The 15,545-nt window shown below is 67.3% G+C and carries 12 protein-coding genes and 1 tRNA gene; 6 read left to right on the top strand and 7 right to left on the bottom strand.

Annotation, left to right across the window (positions count from 1 at the left end; genetic code table 11):
* Positions 1-92 precede the first annotated feature (92 nt).
* A complete protein-coding gene (mltF, locus tag RSO68_RS11735; RefSeq protein ID WP_315586719.1) occupies positions 93-1,556 on the top strand; it encodes a membrane-bound lytic murein transglycosylase MltF in 1,464 nt (487 codons plus the stop codon).
* Positions 1,557-1,570: 14 nt separating this feature from the next.
* Here the strand turns inward: mltF and tadA are convergent, their stop codons facing one another.
* Complete coding sequence (tadA, locus tag RSO68_RS11730; RefSeq protein WP_089847340.1) at positions 1,571-2,059, bottom strand: tRNA adenosine(34) deaminase TadA; 489 nt, start codon at positions 2,057-2,059, stop codon at positions 1,571-1,573.
* An 85-nt stretch (positions 2,060-2,144) separates the two neighbouring features.
* Here tadA and RSO68_RS11725 point away from each other — a divergent pair, with 85 nt between their 5' ends.
* The 3 genes from RSO68_RS11725 to RSO68_RS11715 all read left to right on the top strand — a co-directional run bounded on the left by RSO68_RS11725 (position 2,145) and on the right by RSO68_RS11715 (position 6,028).
* Entirely contained in the window at positions 2,145-2,960 is an 816-nt protein-coding gene (locus RSO68_RS11725) for an acyl-CoA thioesterase (protein ID WP_089847337.1), read from the top strand.
* A 59-nt stretch (positions 2,961-3,019) separates the two neighbouring features.
* Positions 3,020-3,095: transfer RNA gene (locus tag RSO68_RS11720), tRNA-Thr, on the top strand.
* 497 nt (positions 3,096-3,592) lie between these two features.
* Positions 3,593-6,028, top strand: coding sequence for a diguanylate cyclase (locus RSO68_RS11715; protein WP_315586718.1), 2,436 nt, complete (start codon positions 3,593-3,595; stop codon positions 6,026-6,028).
* Between the two features lie 232 nt (positions 6,029-6,260).
* Here RSO68_RS11715 and RSO68_RS11710 read toward each other — a convergent pair whose 3' ends face one another.
* Entirely contained in the window at positions 6,261-6,767 is a 507-nt protein-coding gene (locus RSO68_RS11710) for a hypothetical protein (RefSeq protein WP_315586717.1), read from the bottom strand.
* Between the two features lie 148 nt (positions 6,768-6,915).
* Entirely contained in the window at positions 6,916-7,932 is a 1,017-nt protein-coding gene (locus tag RSO68_RS11705; RefSeq protein WP_315586716.1) for a hypothetical protein, read from the bottom strand.
* Positions 7,933-8,079: 147 nt separating this feature from the next.
* On the opposite strand from RSO68_RS11705, the gene RSO68_RS11700 reads away from it, so the two are divergent.
* Complete coding sequence (locus RSO68_RS11700) at positions 8,080-8,754, top strand: Fe2+-dependent dioxygenase (protein WP_089847308.1); 675 nt, start codon at positions 8,080-8,082, stop codon at positions 8,752-8,754.
* Between the two features lie 69 nt (positions 8,755-8,823).
* Here the strand turns inward: RSO68_RS11700 and RSO68_RS11695 are convergent, their stop codons facing one another.
* The 3 genes from RSO68_RS11695 to RSO68_RS11685 form a co-directional block, all read right to left on the bottom strand.
* Positions 8,824-10,098, bottom strand: a complete 1,275-nt coding sequence (locus RSO68_RS11695) for a Y-family DNA polymerase (RefSeq protein ID WP_315586715.1) — start codon at positions 10,096-10,098, stop codon at positions 8,824-8,826.
* Positions 10,095-10,553, bottom strand: a complete 459-nt coding sequence (locus RSO68_RS11690; RefSeq protein ID WP_315586714.1) for a LexA family protein — start codon at positions 10,551-10,553, stop codon at positions 10,095-10,097. Before RSO68_RS11690 ends, RSO68_RS11695 begins: the two co-directional genes overlap by 4 nt.
* A gap of 190 nt (positions 10,554-10,743) precedes the next feature.
* Positions 10,744-13,821, bottom strand: coding sequence for a bifunctional diguanylate cyclase/phosphodiesterase (locus tag RSO68_RS11685; protein ID WP_315586713.1), 3,078 nt, complete (start codon positions 13,819-13,821; stop codon positions 10,744-10,746).
* A gap of 208 nt (positions 13,822-14,029) precedes the next feature.
* Here RSO68_RS11685 and RSO68_RS11680 point away from each other — a divergent pair, with 208 nt between their 5' ends.
* On the top strand, positions 14,030-15,310 hold the full coding sequence (locus RSO68_RS11680; protein WP_315586712.1) for an MgtC/SapB family protein: 1,281 nt from the start codon (positions 14,030-14,032) through the stop codon (positions 15,308-15,310).
* 42 nt (positions 15,311-15,352) lie between these two features.
* Here RSO68_RS11680 and RSO68_RS11675 read toward each other — a convergent pair whose 3' ends face one another.
* Positions 15,353-15,526 carry a hypothetical protein gene (locus RSO68_RS11675; RefSeq protein ID WP_315586711.1) on the bottom strand — a complete coding sequence of 58 codons (174 nt, stop codon included), beginning with the start codon at positions 15,524-15,526 and terminating at the stop codon, positions 15,353-15,355.
* Positions 15,527-15,545 lie beyond the last annotated feature (19 nt).

Raw genomic sequence — 15,545 nt, 5'->3', positions numbered from 1 at the left:
ACTGGAAAGCGCCGGGCGCGAGAAATCGGCAGAGGTGACAGCCATCGATCAGCTGGTTATGGTTGAAGGTCTCTTCGCCGCACACCGCCCCTATGCCCGCATTCGCGACCGTCTCTTCCCGGCGCCTCTGGCGCGGGACCGCCCTGCTGTGCAGCGCCCTGCTGCTGGCGCTGCTGCCCCACCATGGCGGCACGCCACAGGGGGCGCACCTGCAGGAGGTGCTCGCCCGGGACTTCCTCAGCGTGCATACCCGCAACACCCCCACCACCTATTACGAAGGGCGGGAGGGCCCCACCGGGTTCGAATACGAGCTGGTGCGGCGCTTCGCCAATCATCTGGGCGTCAGCCTGACCCTGGACGCCGACCATCACATTCCCGACGTGATCGAGGCGGTGCGTGAGGAGGGTGACCTGGGCGCGGCCGCCCTGCCCCTGGACCCGACCCTCGAGGGCGTGCTGTTCAGCCGACCGATCATGCCGCTGCAGCCCCTGCTGGTCTATCGTCGCGGCCTGCATCCGCCGGAGAAGATCGAGGAGCTCAAGGGGCTGGAGATCGGCACCCTGCGCGGCTCCGGTACCGGCCGTGTGCTGCGCGAGCTGCAGGTGGAGCACCCGTGGCTGAGTTGGAAGGAGTCTGCCGAGCTGGAGGTGGCCGAGCTGCTCGGCCAGGTGGCCGGTGGCACCCTGGATGCCGCGGTGATCTTCGAGCATCAGTTCCGTCTCAACCGGCTGTTCTTCCCCGAGGTCGAGGACGGCTTCACCCTCGGCAAGCCGCTCTCCCTGGCCTGGGCCTTCCCCGCCGGCCGCGGACTGGGGCTGGTCGGCGAAGCCAATCGCTTCCTCGACGCGCTGCGTCGGAGTGAGGAGCTCGACGCCCTCGTCGCCCGCTACTTCGGTCACGATGACTACCTCGAGTACGTGGGCGCCCGCACCTTCATCGCCCATGCCCGCAAGCGTCTGCCCCGCTACGGCGAGCTGTTCCGCGAGGCCGCCCGCAACACCGGCTTCGACTGGAAGCTGCTGGCCGCGCTGGGCTATCAGGAGTCCCACTGGGAGCCCCGCGCCACCTCCCCCACCGGGGTGCGCGGCCTGATGATGCTGACCAACGCCACCGCCGGCGACCTCGGCGTCGACAACCGCCTCGACCCGGCCCAGAGCATCCACGGCGGCGCCCGCTACCTGCGCCAGATCGAGGAGCGCCTGCCGGCATCGATCGAAGGCGACGACCGCCTGTTCATGGCCATGGCCTCCTACAACGTCGGCCTCGGTCACCTCTACGACGCCCGCAAGATCACCGAGATGCGCGGCGGCGATCCCGACCGCTGGCGCGATGTGCGCGACTCGCTGCCGCTGCTCCAGGAGCGCGAGTGGCACAGCAAGACGCGTTACGGCTATGCCCGAGGCGGCGAGCCGGTGATCTACGTGCGCAACATCCGCCGCTACTACGAGATACTGGCCTACCTCGATCGCAGCCAGGAGCAGTTCCACGAGCTCAATGCACGGCTGCCTGACCGGGCCGACACCGAACTCTTCGAGCAGGTACCCCCGGTGCTCTAGTTGTGTAACCCCATCTAGCCGGCCTCGCCCTCGCCGTTCTGCCCCGCCCTGCCCCGGCGGGCGGCGAAGAACGCCTTGAGCAGTCGGGCGGCGCGGGCGGCCAGCACGCCGCCCTCTACCGTCACGCGGTGGTGATACCAGGGCTGAGCGAAGAGATTGGCCTTCGACTCCACCATGCCGCTGCGCGGCTCGGCCGCACCGTAGACCACACGGGCCAGGCGAGCATGGATGATCGCCCCGGTACACATCAGGCAGGGCTCGAGGGTCACGTAGAGGGTGCAGCCGTCCAGCCGGTAGTTGCCGAGCCGCTCGCCGGCGGCGCGCAGCGCCTGGATCTCGGCGTGGGCGCTGGGATCGTGGCCGCCCACCGGCGCATTGAAGCCGGCGCCGACGACCTCGCCCGCGGCGTCCACCACCACCGCGCCCACCGGCACCTCGCCAGCGTCCAGGCCCCGCCGGGCCTGATCCAGCGCCCGATGCATGTAGAACTCGTCGCTGCGCACTGTGCGGAACTCCCGTAGACTGGATGGCATTAAGACGATCGTATGATATCGGTGGCGTCCCTGCACGCCACCGCCCGGAGGAACCATGACACCCGATGCCTTGAACGCCCTGGTGGACCTGCTCGGTCTCGAGGCCCTGGAGGAAAACCTGTTTCGCGGCCGCAGCCAGGATCTGGGCCTGCCCCAGCTGTTCGGCGGCCAGGTGCTGGGCCAGGCCCTCTCGGCCGCCAGCCAGACCGTCGACCCGAGCCGACGGGTCCACTCCCAGCACGGCTACTTCCTGCGCCCAGGAGACCCGCACCGTCCGGTGGTCTACCAAGTGGATGCGGTGCGCGATGGCGGCAGCTTCACCACACGCCGGATCACCGCCATCCAGAAGGGGCGGCCGATCTTCTTCTGTAGCGCCTCCTTCCAGGGCGAAGAGGAGAGCATCACCCACCAGACCACGGCGCCTGCGGTGCCCACTCCCGAGACGCTTCAAGAGGGTGACGCCCGCCTCGAGCGCTTCCCTGGCCACCCCATCGAGTTCCTGCGCATCGACGAGAGCGCCGAGCCCGGCGAGGCGGCCCGCAAGCGCCTGTGGTTCCGCCTGGTGGGCGAGCTGCCCGACGACCAGGCGCTGCAGCGCAGCCTGCTCGCCTACAGCTCCGACTTCAACCTGCTGACCACCTCGCTGGTACCCCACGGCATCGCGTTTCGCGATCCGCGGCTGCAGATCGCCAGCCTCGATCACGCCCTCTGGTTCCATCGCGACGTCAGGGTCGACGACTGGCTGCTCTACGACATGGACAGCCCCTGGGCCGGCGGAGCGCGAGGTTTCGCCCGCGGCAGCCTCTACGATCGCCAGGGTCGACTGGTCGCCTCCAGCGCCCAGGAAGGGTTGACCCGGCTGCGCTCCTGACCCTCAGTCACCCTCCTGACTTGGCAGCGCATGGGGCCCGGCGCTATCCTGCCCCTGCCGCCGCAATAGCTCAGCTGGTAGAGCAACGCACTCGTAATGCGTAGGTCGGAGGTTCGACTCCTCTTTGCGGCACCAGAAAGATCATGAGGAACGGCCACGTCGCCCATCGGGGCGGTGGCCGTTTTTCGTTACTTGGCCTCTAGGTAGCAAATAGGTAGCAGCCGGCGGAATCGGACGAGCCAGGTAACAACCGGTAGGCAGATGGGCGCACCTCGCCCACGCTGCCCTGCTACCTGCCCGACACCAGCCGCCCACGCCCTCACTGGGAAAACTGGGTTAGCGATAAGGGAAAGGTGCCGTTCCGGTAGCGAGGCTAGCGCCCCAAGAACCAGACCGCCCCTCCCCTGCCCGTGCGTGGTTTTTTGACCACCAGCGGGCAGAACGTCACGCGTGGCTGGCGCTAGCAGGCACGCGGCACGATCCCAGTGAACTGCCTGACGGAACATGCGCCGCTGGGCAATATTGAAGGCAAGCGAGGCCAACGGCGAAGTGAATGACTGTCAAGAAAATTCACTCTTTGCCGATAATCAGACTGACCGAATCAAACACAAACGATACCCAATGAGCGTCTGATGTCCTTTAACTCGCGCTACCAGCACTTCGCATTCCGTCTGGCAATAGCCCTAGCAGTCAGTGGAGGTCTCGGTGGTGCAATCGTAGCAGGCAGTTGGTGGCTCTCGTTTCCGGTGCTGCGCCTCCCCCTAGCCGAGAGCGGTCTAGCAACGGAGTTCCTCGGCGGCATCGCGCTGGCTCTCACGGGTATTGCTGCCATATCCGGGTTCTTCGCTGGTGTCTGGAAACGGGTGTCACTGCTGACAAGCTCGCTCGTTCTGCTCGTCGTTCTCTGGAGTCTGAGCCACACCATGACCGGCTGGCCCGCGTTATACGGTGCAGAATCCTTGTCGCCGCCATCCGTATTCACGTTCCTGTTCTTGGCAGTCGGCACCCTGGGCCTCCAGGCTGCGACACGCCGTCGCGTCACAGTTACAGTCGTAGCAGCAGTCGTCGCCCTACTCACATGTCTCTACAAGCTGGCCATCTACACCTATTGGCTGCAAAACCCCGCCGATCGAATACTTCTTCTCTCGCTTCCACCGCAAACGGCGGCGCTTCAGTCACTGCTGGCCCTGGCGCTGCTAAGCCACTCAATCCACACGTTGAGAAAGCTGACGGACAAAGCACCAAAGCTGGTGTTGAGCTCGTATGGCCTCATGGCCGTCATCTGCGTATTGGGCTGGGCCTACTTTACCAACCTGGAGAGCCGGACCATCCGAAAGGAGTCGGTGCAACTGGCGGCAAACGTCTCGCGCGTGCTCGAGGAGCATGTCTACCGAAGCCTGGACCCGATCGACCTGCTTTTCGTTGACACTGCACGCCAAGTAGCCACCGATGGCCTGGCATCGGTCACGAAATCGAAGCGCGAATGGCGCGCTCTCAAGGCGATGGCCGACGCGCTCCCGCAGGTCAGTGCGCTACTCATCTTCGATGCTGAGGGCGAGTTTCGTTCATTTACCCAGCAGTTTCCGCCACCCAGCGGCAACTACAGCTTTCGCGAATACTTTCAGGCGCACCAGGCCGGCAAGCGTCGGCACCTGGGTGAGCTGATCGCTGCCGGCACCTCGGGCAAACCAATTTTCACCTATAGCCACCGACTAACGGACAACGACGGCAACTTTGCCGGCGTCATTCTCGCGTCGCTGGAGATCGACTATTTCCGGTCGTTCTACCGCTCGCTCGACCTCGGCCCCGGCGCGGCGGTAGGCCTGTGGCGTCGCGACGGCAAGCTCTTAATGCGAGAGCCGCTATTGCCCAACATCGCCGGTCAGCACCTCGACCAGCACCCGATCTACACTAACCTTATCCACGAAAATCCCACCGGCACATTCCTTGGCTATTCGCCCTATGATGGTGAGCAAAAGCTCGCCTACTACTTGGCTTCAGACAACCTACCCTTCGTCATCAATACCGTTCTGGGCACGGATCACCTAATAGCACTTTTCGAGCGCCAGTTTCTGCACGCCACATCCATCCTGGCGCTGCTCCTCTCACTCCTGATGGCAGTAATGCTTGCTCAGCTACGAGCCATCAGGCGATCCGCTCATGCGCACGAGCGTGTCAAGCAGAGCCAGCGCTTTTCCCAAGCCGTACTGAACTCGGTGTCCTCGGCCATTGCGATCGTCTCCCCCGGGGGAGAGATCGTCAGTGTCAACGCCGCATGGCACCGATTAGCGCGGGATAACGATTCAAATGACACTAGCCGCTTCGTCGGGCAGGACTACCTGGAAATCTGTAACAGTACCCAGGATGAGCGCACAGAGAGTGCGGATTCAGTTGCCGCAGACCTTTCCGCGGTGATCGCAGGCACGCTGGATGAGCTCGAGCATATCTACTCGCTTCAGAGATCGGAGGGAGAGTGCTGGTTTCGCATGAAGGTGGTCCCGATGAGCGACGGCAGCGGCCGCGTGGTCGTGAGCCACGAGTCCATTACCGCGCTCAAGCAGGCCGAAGCGGCACTGAAGGAGGCAGCCAGCACGGATCATCTCACCGGCTTGAACAACCGACGGGTCGTGATCGAAGAGGCGGAGGGGTACCTGGCCAACGCTCGTCGTCACCAGCACCCACTCTCGGTCATGATGATCGACTGCGATCACTTCAAGCAGATCAACGATACGTTCGGACACGCCGGCGGAGACAAGGTGCTGCGCACGCTCGCCTGGATCATGCGTGACACCTGCCGGACAGGCGACCTCCTGGGTCGCCTTGGTGGGGAAGAGTTCGTTGCCGTTCTGCCATATGCGCTAACAGAAGGGGTAGAGATACTGGCGGAACGTCTGCGACAGGCGGTGCAGGATGCGCAGGTTCCATATGACGGCACCCACATCTCCTGCACGGTCAGCATCGGCGTGGCGACCCTGCAACCGGACATGAGTTTCGACGACCTGTTGAAACAAGCAGACGAAGCTCTCTACAGGGCCAAAGCCAACGGTCGCAATCGAGTCTCAACGTAGGGTCGGGCACATAGCCAAGGCATAGGGTCAGGCGACTACGAGTTGGTACAACAGGTAACGGCTATCATTCTGTACCGCGCCCGTAACGGCAGGCTTCAACTCTAGCAGCAAACCGGAAATGGAAGCGAGGTCGCCGCACATCAACTCGCCCATCGGGGTGGTGGCCGTTTTTCGTTACTTGGCCTCTAGGTAGCCAATAGGTGGCAGGCGGCGAGAAGAAATGAGCCGGTGGTTACCCGTTGCTGAAGTAATCGACCCGACCATCGCAGGTGCTGACGTAATCGGGCAAGTCGTCTCGACGGTTGTACCAACGCATCGTCTTGCAGCGGGAACCATATCCTCCGTTGATATCCACGTCGTCCGGCTGACCGAGGATATCGATCACGTCCTTCTCTTCCATGCCGATCAGGATGGTGCCGCGGCTGCGGGCCTTGACCAGTTCGTTGCGGCTGATGCCCATGCCTTGGGCGCGCTCGGCCACCGAGCTTGGACCCGGCGTCGGGCGCGACAGGGTGCTGCCAGCGAAACCGTCCCTGGCGCGGGAGCGGTCGGTGTCGGGCCGAGTTTCCAGCGGCGGGGCCAACGAACGCGGCTCGGGAGCGGCATAGTGGGAGATACCACCGCCCTGGAAGGCCTCGCCTCCCGGGCAGCGGTCGCTGTATGAGCCATCCGGGCATTTCATGATCTGCGCCTGCCCCATGAGCGGCAGTACCAGCAGAGCCATCGCGGTGTATCGCATGCTGTCCTCCTTGGCAGACTCCACAGGCTAGCAGCCTGCCAGGGGTACCATGCGTCGGATGGGCGTTCGCTGACATCACGCGTCGGCGATATCGTCGCCTACGGCACACCGCCGCCGTGCCCGCGGCATGACGGCGGCGGATCGTGCCTCAGTAGTCGCCCAGCAGCTGCTCGAGGCGGAAGACGGCACCCGAGAGCTCACCGAAGCTCACCGCCGGCTGTGCCGGTGCCTCGGCCGAGGGCCATGCCTGCAGCACCTCGTCGTAGGCGCTCAGCAGGGCCTGGTAGCCCTCGGCGTCATCTCTCGCGCCGAACACTTCGCCCTGGCGCTCGAGCAGCTGGCGTCCCACCTGCATCATGCCGCGCCCGTCCTGATACTCGACGACGTTGGTGAACTCGCCCTCTTCGACGGCCTCGGCGTACTCATACAGCGAGGCGGTGACCAGGGCGCGATGCACTCGGCTGACGAAGGCGGGATCCTGAAGCAGCGACGCCTCGGTGGTGGCCATGGCCTCCTCGAGCGTCGTCTCGACTTCGGCATAGCGTGATTCGAGGGCCTCCCAGGCCAGCCCCTCGCGGGCGCCCTGTTCGAGGGTCTCGAGCGAGGAATGAACGGCCTCGTCGACGCCCCGGGACGCCAGGGCCGACTCCACGGACGGATACTGCTCGTCCAGCGGATGTGCGAAGTGCACCACGGCGGCGTCCTGCTCGCCCTGGCGATAGAGCTCACGGGCGACCTCGAGGTGGCCCTGCATCATGGCCAGGCGGGTGTAGGTGACGCCGGGGTTATCCCCGGGCGCGGAGGCGTTCCCTCCGCCTTCACCGCCTTCACCGCCTTCACCGCCTTCACCGCCTTCACCGCCTTCACCGCCTTCACCGCCTTGAGCGGCATCCCAGCCGGAGAAGACCGCCAGCGGATCGGGGCCCAGGCCACCGCCTTCGCCGCCTTCTCCGCCTTCGCCGCCTTCACCGCCTTCGCCGCCTTCGCCGCCTTGATGGTGCTGGCTCTGCTCGCCGCCTTCGCCACCCTCGTGGTGGTGGCTCTGCTCGGCGGCGTTCATCTCGCCCTCGTGGGCCTCGACGCTGTCGGCCCAGCCGGCGCTCGCCGTGCCCAGCAGGACACTCGTTCCGACGCCGATCCAGAGCTTGGTGCGGGTAGTGGCCATGATGCGTGCTTCCTCTCGTTGCATGAGTCTCGTACATGAATGTGGGCGGCAGACACCGCGACGAAACGATAGTACCGGCCAGGCAGTGAACGCAAATCCTTTTCATTCAGATATACTGGGGCCGCCCCCACCCGAATGGAGTCGATCGTGATTCTCTGCATCGCCCAGATCATCCCCGAGGAACTGCTTCAGCGGATCCAGTCCACCCTGGCCAATACGCCCTTCCAGGACGGTCGCGAGACCGCCGGCTGGCATGCTCGAACGGTCAAGCACAACCGCCAGGCAGAGGGCAGCCATCCCGCCGTGAGCGCACTACGCGAGGAGGTGACCGACCATCTCCAGCGCCATGCGCTGTTCCAGATGGCGGTACGCCCGCGGCGCATGAAGCCGCTGATGTTCAGCCGCTACGAGCCGGGCATGAGCTACGGCAACCACGTCGACGATGCCATCATGGGGAGCCCCGCCGGCGCCATGCGCACCGACATCTCCTTCACCCTCTTTCTCGGCGATCCGGACGCCTACGACGGCGGCGAGCTGCTGATCGAGACCACCGGCGGCGAGCAGACCTTCAAGCTGCCGGCCGGCTCGCTGGTGCTCTACCCTTCCTCGACCCTGCACCGGGTCGAGCCGGTCACCCGGGGCGAGCGCCTGGCGGCGGTCGGCTGGGCGCAGAGCCTGGTCCGCGATCCCCAGCAGCGGGAGGTGCTCTTCGACCTGGACAGCACCCGCCGCCGCCTCTTCGAGGAGAGCGGCAAGACGCCGACCTTCGACACCCTTTCCAAAAGCCTCGCCAACCTGCTGCGGATGTGGGCCGATACCTGAGGCGGGTGTGGGCCGACACCTGAGGCGAATACGGGCCGACACTTGAGGCGCCGACACGCCAGCGGGCGCCTAGCCGGTGCGAACGCGCATCAGCTCGTCCCAGCGGGTGGTGTAGCGCGGTGTGCGCCGTTCGCAGCGCAGCGCCCAGGCGGTGCCCGCACGCGGCAGGCCGAAGCGCACGGTATCGCGCCCCATCTCGCGGTTGAGCCGGTCCACCGCCGCCATCAGCCGCTGGCTGCGGCCACGCTCGGCCTCGCTGCGCGGCGCCAGCAGCGAGAGCTGATGGCGGTCGGCCTCCACCAGGTCGAGCAGCATCACGCCGCACTTCTGGTAGCGCGGCCCCTCGAGGAAGATCGCCTCGAGCCCCCGGGCGGCGGCCTCGAGCAGCGTGCGGCTGTCATCGCTGGGAGCCGGCAGCGGCACCACCGCGCTGTTGCGGTACTGGCGTTCGCCGATCTGGTGAGGGTTGGTGCGCAGGAAGACCATCACCGCGCGGGCCTGGCTGCCCTGGCCGCGCAGCTTCTCGGCGCCCCGGGCGGCGTGCTGGCGCACCGCCTCCTGCAGGTCGGCGAAGGCCCCGGTCAGCCGCCCGAAGGAGCGCGAGACCATGATGCGCTGGCGCGGCGCGTCGAGGTCATCGAGCACGATGGCCGGGCGACCGCGCAGCTCCCAGACGATGCGCTCCAGCACCACCGAGAAGTGGCGGCGGATCTGCTTGGGATCGGCCTCGCGCAGCTGCCAGGCGGTGTGGATCTCCATCAGCGCCAGCCGCTCGGCGGTGCGTCGCGCCACGCCCCACAGCTCGGTCACCGGCAGCCTCTCGAGCAGCGCACGGGTGGCCGGGGCGTCGGCCTCGAGCCGGCAGACGCCCTCGAAGGCCGCCTGCTTCTTGGCCGCGTGATTGGCCACCTTGGCCAGTACCCGGGTGGGCGCCAGCCCCACGCAGACCGGGATGCCGGTATCCCGGCGCACCGTCTCGCGCAGCCGCTGGGCATGCGCCTCCAGGCCGTCCGCCGCGAAACCGGTGAAGCCCACGAAGCTCTCGTCGATGGAGTAGGCCTCCACGTCCGGCGAGAACTCATCGAGGATCCGATTGACCCGCCGGCTCATGTCGCCGTAGAGCGCATAGTTGCTGGAGAGCAGCACCGCCTGGCGGCGGATGGCCGGCGGCAGCAGGTGCAGGGGCGCCCCCATGGCCACCCCCAGCGCCTTGAGCTCGTTGGAGCGCGCCACCACGCAGCCGTCGTTGTTGGAGAGCACGCCCACCGGCCGACCCTCCAGGCGCGGAGCGAAGGCCCGCTCGCAGCTGACGTAGAAGTTGTTGCAGTCGACCAGCGCGATCACGACTCGCCCCCCGGCAGGGCGTGGAGCACGTGGGTGACCACGCCCCACACCTGGCATTCGCGCCCGGCCAGGGGGATCGGCGCGAACCGCGGGTTGCTGGCCACCAGGAAGGTCCGCTCGCCGCGGCGCTCCAGGCGCTTCACGGTGGGCTCACCATCCACGGCGATCACCACCACCCGCCCGGGCAGCGGCTCCAGGCTGCGGTCCACCACCAGCAGGTCGCCGTCGTGGATGCCGTCGCCGAGCATGGAGTCGCCCTCGGCGCGCACGAAGTAGGTGGCGGCCGGGCGGCGCACCACGTGGGCATGCAGGTCGATCTCCACGTCCAGGTGATCGTCGGCGGGGCTAGGGAAGCCGGCCCGCACCCGACACCCCATCAGCGGCTGCGTCGCCGCTCCCGGCAGCGCCACCGCGCGGCCGATCGGCCGCACGGCGGTAGGCGTCGGCGAGCTCATGGGCACCTCCAGTTATACTGTATTCATGTACAGTATTCGCCACTTCCCTCCCATCTGGCAAGTCCCCCCGCATATTGACGAGCGCACCGAAAAGGCCTGCCGGCACCCGAAGGAGCGACGCTTCGCCGGCCTCCAACGGCAGCGGGCGGCCCAGTGGGGCCGCCCGCTGCACCGCGTCGCGGGGCACGGATCAGGTGGCCTGGCACGTCGCCGCAAGCTCCTCGAGCGGCACCGGCCGGCTGAAGAGATAGCCCTGGAAAGCCTCACAGCCGTGCGCGATCAGCCAGGCCCGCTGGGCCTCGGTCTCGACCCCCTCGGCGAGCACCTCCAGCTGCAGGCTGCGGGAGAGCGCGATGGTACTGGCGACGATGGCCGCGCTGGCCTCGTCCTCCAGCAGGTCGCGCACGAAGGACTGATCGATCTTGAGCTGGTCCAGCGGCAGGCGCTTGAGGTAGGAGAGCGAGGAGTAGCCGGTGCCGAAATCGTCCAGGGCGAAGGTTACCCCGTGCTCCTTGAGGCGCCGCATGGTCTCGCGAGACTCGTCGCGATCATGGACGAACAGGCTCTCGGTGACCTCGAGCTTGAGGCGCGATGGCGGTGCCCCGGTACGCGCCAGGATGGCCAGGGTCCGCTCGGCGAACTCCGGCTCGCGAAACTGCTCGGGGCTGACGTTGACCGAGAGCGTCAGGTCGGCCATTGCCGGATCCCTGACCCAGGCCGCCAGCTGCCGGCAGGCGGTCTCCAGCACCCAGCCGCCGATGGGCACGATCAGCCGGTTCTCCTCGGCCAGGGGGATGAACTCGCCGGGCGAGACCATGCCGCGCGCGGGGTGTGCCCAGCGCAGCAGCGCCTCGGCACCGATCATCTGGCCATCGGCGCCCATCTGGGGCTGATAATAAAGCCGGAACTCGTCCCTCGACAGCGCCTGGCGCAGGTCGGCCTCGAGCTGGGCGCGCCGCTGCAACTGCGCCTGCATGGCCGGGTCGAAGAAGCGCAGGGTATCGCGGCCCGCCTCCTTGGCCTTGTAGAGCGCCATATCGGCCTGCTGGAGGACCTGTTCCAGGGTCGTCTCGCGGTCGCGATAGAGGGTGATGCCGAGGCTCGCGGTCACCGAAAGCTCTCCGCCCGCCAGGCGCATCGGCGCCTGCAGCGCGCCGAGCAGCTTGTGGGCAATGCGCTCGGCCACCACCGCCACCTGAACCTGATCGTGACCCAGGTCGTGCAGCAGCAGCGCGAACTCGTCGCCCCCCAGCCGCGCCAGGGTGTCGGTCTCACGCAGCACCCGATCCAGCCGCATGGCGACCTGCTGCAGCAGGTCGTCGCCGATCAGGTGCCCTCGGGTATCGTTGACTCGCTGGAAGTTGTCCAGGTCGAGGTATAAAAGCGCACCGAACTGGCCGCTGCGATAGCTGTCCTTCAGCGCACTGGCCAGGCGATCCAGCATCAGCCGCCGATTGGGCAGCCCGGTCAGGGGATCGAAGAAGGCGAGCTGGTGGATCTCCTCCTCGGCCGCCTTGCGCCGGGTGATGTCGTTGAAGGTGGCCACGTAGTGGGTCAGCTCGCCGGCATCGTTGCGCACCGCGCTGATGGTCAGCCACTCGGGGAATATCTCGCCGTTCTTGCGACGGTTCCATATCTCGCCCTGCCAGCTACCATGCTGCTCCACGCTCTCCCAGAGCGCCTGATAGAAGTCGTCGTCGTGACGACCGGAGCGGAGCATGCCCGGATTGCGGCCCAGCACCTCCGCCTCCGAATAGCCGGTGATGCGGGTGAAGGTCTCGTTGACCCGCAGGATCGCGCCTCGCTCATCGGTGACCAGCATGCCCAGGTGCGTCTCGAAGGCCATGGCGGCGATACGCAGCTGGGCCTCGGTGGCGCGCACGTCGGTGACCTCGCGCACCACGGCCAGCACGCCGCTGAAGGCGCCTCCCTCGTCCAGCGGGCTCAAGATCGCGTGGAAGTCGCGCGGCACGCCAGCAAGCGTGACGCGATAGTCGATGTCCACCGGATCACCGCTGGCCCGCAGCGCCTCCAGGGCGCGATCGAGCTGGTCTGCCACGTCCGCCGAGAGGACCTCGCGGTAGTGGTGCTGCAGCAGCGCCTCGGCGTCGCCGACCAGCTGGTCGCGGTCCACGGCATGCACGTAGACGAAGCGTCCCTCGGCATCGAAGACGAAGATCATGTCCTGGATCGAGCCGACCAGGGCCTGCAGCCGCGCCTCGCGCTCCAGCACCGCGCGCCGCGCCTGCTCGCGCTCCTCGAGACGACAGCGCAGCTCGCTTTCGAGCCATCGCAGGCCAAGATAGTGGCGCAGCAGCCACCCGCCCAGCACGACCACCACCAGGAAGACGCCGCCCAGCAGCCAGAGCCGCTGCCACCAGTTCGCCAGCAGCACCTCGAGCTTCTCACCGACCACCACCAGCAGCGGCAGGTCGGTCACGCGCTGCTGGGCATAGAGCCGCTCGTGGCCGTCCAGCGGCGAGACGATGCGCTGCACCGTCGCGGCCTCGCCGCTCGCCAGGAAGGCCTGGGTCAGCGGCTCACGGACGCGCACGCCGAGCCTGTCCGTGGCCCCGCCGCCGTCGAAGGCAGGCCGGCGGGCGATCAGCTGCATCTCGGTATCGAGGATGGCGATGCTCTCCCCCGGCGTCATGCTCAGCCGCGAAAGCGACGTGGCGAAGATCGTCGGATCGAGGCGCAGTACGGCCAGGCCCTGGAAGCGACCGTCCGGCCCGCGCAGGCGGCGCACGTGAACGAGGTGATGGGTCTCAGCGAAGGGCGACCAGTAGAGCGGGGTCACCAGGGAGTCGAGGCGGCCATCACGGCGCATGGCGAGATAGAAGGCGCGTCCGCTGAGGTCATGGCCGGGGGGCCAGTAGGACGCCGAGGAGGCCACGACGCGCCCTGCGGCGTCGACCAGGCTCAGCTCGTCGATGAAGGCGAAGCGATCCCGCCGCTCGGCCAGCAGGGCCTCGATATCGGTCGGCGCCAACGCCGACTCCTCCTCCGCCAGGCGCCGCTCGAGCAGCGGCGACAGGTCGGCGAGAGCCTGCTCACCCACCGCGAAGGTAGTGCTCACCCACTCGGCCACGAGGTCGGCCCGCGCCTCGACGCGCGCCTCGGCGCCGTCGATCGCGCGCTGGCGATGATCGATGAGCACCCAGGCCAGGAAAATGGCCAGCGCCACCAGCGCCATGAGGTAGGTGCCGATGGCGCTCAGCCGAGGCCAGCCGTGTCGCCTGCCGGCCATGCGTGGAGAGTCCTTCATGCCGCCCGATATCCTTGTCTTATACGCCGGTAAGGCACCCCCAGTGTAATGGATTGTGGAGGGCTGTCTTCCCTCGATCCAACCCGACCACCCCCGGCGTGCGCTCGACGCGCTGCGCACGCTGGCGGCCCGACGTTGAAGCGACGGCGCGCAGCGGCCACCCTGAAGGCATCCGTCGATCACCGGATGACACGGGGACGCCCTCGCCATGGACGATGTCGCCAGCGACTTTCTCATCGCCAACGAACCCGCACTGCGCCTGGGCGTGGCGCTGTTGCTGGGTGCCCTGATCGGCATCGAACGCGGCTGGGTCGCCCGGGAGCAGCAATCCGGCGAGCGCATCGCCGGCATCCGCACCCACGCGCTGGTCGGCCTGCTCGGCGGCATCGCCGCGCTGCTGTCGGAGGCCGTCAGCAACTGGGCCTTCCCGCTGATCTTCCTGGCCCTGGCCGCCACCGGCCTGGTCGCCTGGTGGGCGAGGCTGAGCCAGCACCACGACTACAGCATCACCGGTCTGGTGGGGCTGCTGCTGACCTTCTGCTTCGGTGCGGTGGCGGTGGCGATCGACCTGGCACTGGCCACCGCCGGCGCGGTGATCACCGCCGTGATCCTCGACAACAAGCACGAGATCCATGGCCTGCTGAACAAGCTGCAGGCCCACGAGCTCGACGCCGGTCTCAAGCTGCTGCTGATCAGCGTGGTGATGCTTCCGCTGCTGCCCGACCGCGGCCTCGGGCCCGGCGAGGCGCTCAACCCCTACGAGATCTGGTGGATGGTGGTGCTGATCGCCGCGATCTCCTTCGTCGGCTACTTCGCCATGCGCGTGGGCGGAACCGAGAAGGGCATCCTCTTCACCGGGCTGTTCGCCGGCCTCTCCTCCTCCACGGCGCTGACCCTGCATTTCGCCCGGCTGTCGCGCCAGAGCCAGGAGGTCGAGGCGATGCTGGCCGCCGGCATCCTGGTGGCCTGCGGCACCATGTTCCCGCGGATCCTGATCTATGCCGCGGTGATCAGCCCGGGCCTGCTGCCCCGCCTGCTGCTGCCGATCGCGGCAATGGGCCTGCTGCTCTACCTGCCGGCGCTGCACCTCTGGCGCCGCCATCGTCGTACCCTCAGGGTCGACAGCCCGACCCCGATTCAGAACCCCCTGGAGCTGCGCACCGCGCTGCTGTTTGGCGGCCTGCTCGCGCTGATCATGCTGCTCGGCGAGTGGCTGCGCGATGGACTCGGCGAGGCCGGCATCTACCTGCTGGCGGCCGCCTCGGGGGTGGCCGACGTGGATGCCATCACCCTCTCGCTGACCCGCATGTCGCTGGAGCGGATCGCCCCCGCCACCGCGGTGCTGGGCATCATCATCGCCGCCGCGGTCAACAACCTCTTCAAGTCGGGGCTGGCCACCGCCTTCGGCACGCGGCGACTCGGCCTGCGCGTCGCCCTGCCGATGGTCGCCTCGATGGCGGTGGGCCTGGCGCTGGCCTGGCTTGCGTGAACGCCGAGCCCTCGGGCGGCCATGGGATGCCGACCCCGCGATTCACTGCCGATCGATCGCGAGCAGCGGCACATCGAGCCATCGGGCCAGGCCCTCGGCGCCATCGCGCATCACGGCATGGTGGTTCCAGGCGAACATCAGCTCGGCGAGCGTGCGGTAGACGCGGTCGAGGGGCGCCTCGAACCACCAGGTGGTGAGATAGCGAAGCTCCGTCATGCTCGAGTGCCTGGTCATG

The sequence above is a fragment of the Halomonas saccharevitans genome (assembly GCF_032333995.1).
Lineage (GTDB): Bacteria > Pseudomonadota > Gammaproteobacteria > Pseudomonadales > Halomonadaceae > Halomonas > Halomonas saccharevitans.
The sequence above is the reverse complement of the archived record's forward strand: the minus strand, read 5'-3'. Positions and strand labels throughout refer to the sequence as shown.

What these genes read in the sequence shown, in the direction of transcription:
- mltF (WP_315586719.1), top strand. Translation starts at nt 93, where the DNA reads ATGCCCGCATTCGCGACCGTCTCTTCCCGGCGCCTCTGGCGCGGGACC.
- RSO68_RS11725 (WP_089847337.1), top strand. Translation starts at nt 2,145, where the DNA reads ATGACACCCGATGCCTTGAACGCCCTGGTGGACCTGCTCGGTCTCGAG.
- RSO68_RS11715 (WP_315586718.1), top strand. Translation starts at nt 3,593, where the DNA reads ATGTCCTTTAACTCGCGCTACCAGCACTTCGCATTCCGTCTGGCAATA.
- RSO68_RS11710 (WP_315586717.1), bottom strand. Translation starts at nt 6,767, where the DNA reads ATGCGATACACCGCGATGGCTCTGCTGGTACTGCCGCTCATGGGGCAG.
- RSO68_RS11705 (WP_315586716.1), bottom strand. Translation starts at nt 7,932, where the DNA reads ATGGCCACTACCCGCACCAAGCTCTGGATCGGCGTCGGAACGAGTGTC.
- RSO68_RS11690 (WP_315586714.1), bottom strand. Translation starts at nt 10,553, where the DNA reads ATGAGCTCGCCGACGCCTACCGCCGTGCGGCCGATCGGCCGCGCGGTG.
- RSO68_RS11685 (WP_315586713.1), bottom strand. Translation starts at nt 13,821, where the DNA reads ATGAAGGACTCTCCACGCATGGCCGGCAGGCGACACGGCTGGCCTCGG.
- RSO68_RS11680 (WP_315586712.1), top strand. Translation starts at nt 14,030, where the DNA reads ATGGACGATGTCGCCAGCGACTTTCTCATCGCCAACGAACCCGCACTG.
- RSO68_RS11675 (WP_315586711.1), bottom strand. Translation starts at nt 15,526, where the DNA reads ATGACGGAGCTTCGCTATCTCACCACCTGGTGGTTCGAGGCGCCCCTC.